The 271-nt window shown below is 67.2% G+C and carries 1 pseudogene; it reads left to right on the top strand.

Features of this window, described 5'->3' with window-relative positions:
* Positions 1-271, top strand: a pseudogene (locus tag RYX56_RS26590) (phosphoglucosamine mutase); the annotation flags it as partial.

Below are 271 nucleotides of genomic sequence, written 5' to 3'. Positions count from 1 at the left end.
TCATCATCGACGAACAGGGCCGGGTGGCCGATGGCGACCAGATCATGGCGCTGATGGCGGCCCGCTGGGCCGAGCAGGGGCGGTTGCGCGGCGGCGCCCTGGTCGCCACCGTGATGTCGAACCTGGGACTGGAACATTTCCTTTCGGCCAAGGGCCTGCGGCTGGAACGCACCAGGGTCGGCGACCGCTATGTCGTCGAACGGATGCGCGAAGGCGGCTTCAACCTGGGGGGCGAGCAGTCCGGCCATATCGTGATGACCGACTATGCCAC

It is taken from the genome of Alkalihalophilus lindianensis, assembly GCF_032843265.1.
GTDB lineage: Bacteria > Bacillota > Bacilli > Bacillales > Bacillaceae_D > Alkalihalophilus > Alkalihalophilus lindianensis.
This window is presented reverse-complemented; position numbering and strand designations above follow the sequence as displayed.